Annotated in this window: 3 protein-coding genes; all 3 read left to right on the plus strand. The window is 54.5% G+C overall.

The genetic code is table 11. The features are described from left to right. Window positions 1-1695: FAD-dependent oxidoreductase (locus tag ABYT30_RS17020; RefSeq protein ID WP_373097626.1), on the plus strand; the 1695-nt coding region annotated here is incomplete at its 5' end. A 1-nt stretch (window position 1696) separates the two neighbouring features. Further along, window positions 1697-3460: an amidohydrolase gene (locus ABYT30_RS17025; protein ID WP_373097627.1), complete on the plus strand. Its 1764-nt coding sequence runs from the start codon at window positions 1697-1699 to the stop codon at window positions 3458-3460. Window positions 3461-3479: 19 nt separating this feature from the next. Continuing rightward, on the plus strand, window positions 3480-3666 hold a 187-nt coding region (locus tag ABYT30_RS17030), incomplete at its 3' end, for an SDR family NAD(P)-dependent oxidoreductase (protein ID WP_373097629.1).

Raw genomic sequence — 3666 nt, forward strand, 5'->3', positions numbered from 1 at the left:
ATGGCGGAGATGGCGAATTTCGTTCGCTCTGCAGGGCCAGATGGTAAAGGCCCGCGTTATAAAGAAATGGATCAGCAAGATATCGACTGGGTGGTCGGTTGCTTTGCCTCTGCGGCGCGTTTGGTTGCCGACGCGGGCTTTGATGGCGTAGAGATTCACGCGGGGCATGGTTACTTGCTGTCGTCGTATCTTTCGCCTTACGCCAACCGGCGAGATGATAATTACGGTGGCAGTTTGGAAAATCGCGCCCGTTTATTGCTCGAAGTGGTTGCTGCGATCAAGGTTGCCGTAGGCGATGACTTTCCGATTATGGTGCGCATAGACGCCCATGAATATCGCACTGAAGGCGGAATTACCCTTGGTGATGCTGTCGCAGTTTCCAAGCTGCTAGAGGCGGCGGGTTGTCACGCGATTAATGTCAGCGCCTACTCAAATAACAGCGCAATCGGCTTTACTGAGGGGCCATTGGTGCACGAGCCCGGCGGCTATATTGGTTTTGCCAAAGCGGTTAAGGCGGCGATAAGTATTCCCGTCATTGCGGTTGGTCGTATTGAACCCGACGTTGCTGAGCGCCATATCGCCGCAGGGGATTTTGACTTTCTGGCCATGGGTCGGAAATTATTAGCGGATCCAGAGTTGCCCAACAAGTTGCGGGATGGTCGTCAGAGCGATATCCGCCCTTGTATTTACTGCTATATCTGCGTTAGCCAAATCTTTATAAATCAGCCATTGCGCTGCGCCGTGAACCCCGCTGTGGGCCATGAAGAAGCCTTAGGGCAGATCGTTCCCGCAGAAACACCGCGTCGCATTTTGGTGGTTGGCGGCGGTCCGGGAGGAATTGAGGCGGCCCGTGTTCTCGCCCTGCGTGGCCATCAAGTACAACTTTGGGAAGGGGACTCAGTGCTCGGCGGTACCCTGCGGGTTGCTGCGTTGGCTTATGAGCCCAATGGCAAATTGCTGAGCTATCTCAAAAACGCTATTGCCGAACTGCCTGTGGCGGTGTCGCTTAATACAATCGCTAACATTGACAGTATTAAAGCGGCGGGCGTCGATGCCGTGGTACTGGCCACCGGCGCGAAGCGCAGTGCGCCGCTTATTGCCGGTAAAGATTTGCCCCATGTACTGGACGGCGAACAGCTCCGAGATATGTTATTCGCCGGCCGCGCGCAGGGTAAATTAACGTGGTATCACCGCGTGATGCTGCGCCTATCTCACATGCTGGGGCTGAGCCGCAATATCGACGTTCTTAGAAAGCTTAGTCATGTGTATATGCCCTTGGGCAAAAAAATATGCATTATTGGCGGCGGCCTAGTGGGGCTAGAAGTCGCTGAGTTACTGGCTGAACGCGGCCGTCAGGTGACGGTGCTCGAGGCGGGCCGAGACTTGGGTAGCGAGCTGAGTGTTGTGCGTCGCTGGCGCGTGCTCCACGACTTGAAATCCCACGGTGTGGATCTACAGCGGGGGGCAAGTGTGAGCGAGATAACAGACGGTTCGGTCTGCTATACGCAGGATGGAAACCACGGTGAGACAGAGGCCGACAATGTGATTATTGCGCTCGGTGCAGAGCCTGACGCGTCGATATTAAGTCAGCTATCTGCTATCAATATTGAAGCACACAATATTGGTGACAGTGCCGACATTACCTACATCGATGGGGCTATGCGCACCGCCCGTGAACTCGCGGTTAGGCTCTGATATGAAAAAAATTGTTCTAGGCTTACTTTGTCTGATATTGATCCTTGTGATAGTGGTGCCGGTTGCTGGGTACTACTATTTGCGCGGGGCGACGCCGGAACTGCCAGCGCTACAGTTGTTCGTCAATGGCCAGATATTAACCATGGATGATACTAATCGCATCGTGTCGGCGATGGCTGTGCGCGGTGAGCGTATTGAAGTACTGGGCAGCAATGATGAAATTCTGGCCCTGCGTCAGGCTGGTACTGTTGTATACGATCTTAACGGTAAAACGCTACTGCCAGGGTTTATTGATGCCCATGGGCATTTCCCCGGAACAGGCCTCAGCGCAGTGGGCACCGATTTAAGTAGTCCACCGGTCGGGGATATTCGCAGTATCGCCGATATTCAGCGCAGCTTGGCTGCGGCGGCACAGACGGGCGGTGAAGATGAATGGCTTTTTGGTTTCGGCTATGACGACTCCCTGCTCACGGACAAACGCCACCCGAACCGTCACGATCTTGATGCGGTGTCTGCAACCCGACCTATTTACCTGATGCACAGCTCAGGACATTTGGCAGTGGTAAATACGGCGGGTCTTCGCCGTGCAGGAATTGGCGCCGAGACCGCAGACCCTGAAGGTGGCGTTATTGTTCGCGAAGACAATTCGACCCAGCCCAGCGGGCTATTACTTGAACATGCGACTGACCTGGTCGCGAGCCAGGCAATGGATTTTTCCGGTACGGATTTTCTGACGATGGTCGACGAGGCCCGGGACCAATACCTTGCCGCGGGGGTCACCACATTGCAGAGCGGCGGGGTTGATTCGCGCTTGCTCAATGGTCTGTATTGGCTGTCTAAGTTGCAGCGTATGCCCCAGCGGGTACTGGTCTGGCCCTTGGCAGACAAAGTGGAAGCGGAGCTAAATAGCGGGGCATTGAGCCTTGATAATTTCCAGTCGGATAGATTTTCTGCCTCGGCAATAAAGATCATTGTCGACGGCAGTATTCAGGGCTACACCGCGTTTTTGTCTGAGCCCTATTACCAGCAGCAAACCGGCAGTAGTGATCCCGCGTATCGCGGCTTCTCTCGCTATAAGCAAGATGAATTGAACGCACAGGTGAAAAACCTGCACTGTAAGAATTACCAGTTGGCACTCCACGGTAACGGCGATGCTGCTATCGACATGGTGTTAACGGCCATTGAATATGCCCAGCAAGCTTGCCCGCGCGCTGATGCCAGACCGATTTTAGTCCATGGCCAAATGGCGCGTGCGGATCAAATTACTCGCATGAAGCAGCAGGGCATTACCCCGAGCTTTTTTAGTGCGCACACCTATTTTTGGGGCGACCGCCATCGCGATCAATTCCTGGGCCCCGAACGTGGGCAGCGTATTAGCCCACTCGCCGAGGCGGTGGTGGAAGAACTGCGTTTTACGGTGCATCTCGATTCTCCGGTCGTACCCATGGACATGGCCAGATTGCTGTGGACCAGTGTCACCCGGCAAACCCGCAGTGGCGAGGTGCTCGGTGCCGATCAGCGTATTAATACCCTGCAAGCGCTGCGCGCGGTGACCATTGACGCCGCGTGGCAAAGCTTTAAAGAGCAGGACATTGGCTCACTCGAAGTGGGCAAATTTGCTGATTTAGTGCTGTTAGATCGCAGCCCGTTGGCTAGCGACGATAATTTACTGAACTTCAAGGTCGATCAAGTTTGGATTGCGGGTCGCTGCTATTTTCAGCGCGACCGCAATGAATGTGACGTGATTTCAAATGAATCACGCTAATAAAGTATTGGGAGCCGTTATGACGAACAGACTACTGGGCAAAGTTGCCATTATTACCGGGGGCGGTCAGGGCATTGGCGCGGCCACGGCAATTCGCTTCGCTGAAGAGGGCGCGAAAGTGGTGATCTGCAGTCGACGTATAGAGCCGCTGCAAACCGTTGCCAAAACCATTCAAGATGCTGGCGGCGAATGCCTGCCGCTGTCGG

The organism is Zhongshania sp. (assembly GCF_041623545.1).
Classification (GTDB): Bacteria; Pseudomonadota; Gammaproteobacteria; order Pseudomonadales; family Spongiibacteraceae; genus Spongiibacter.

Bases quoted from the DNA above. Each gene is read 5' to 3' on its own strand.
- ABYT30_RS17025 (WP_373097627.1), top strand. From the start codon at position 1,697: ATGAAAAAAATTGTTCTAGGCTTACTTTGTCTGATATTGATCCTTGTG.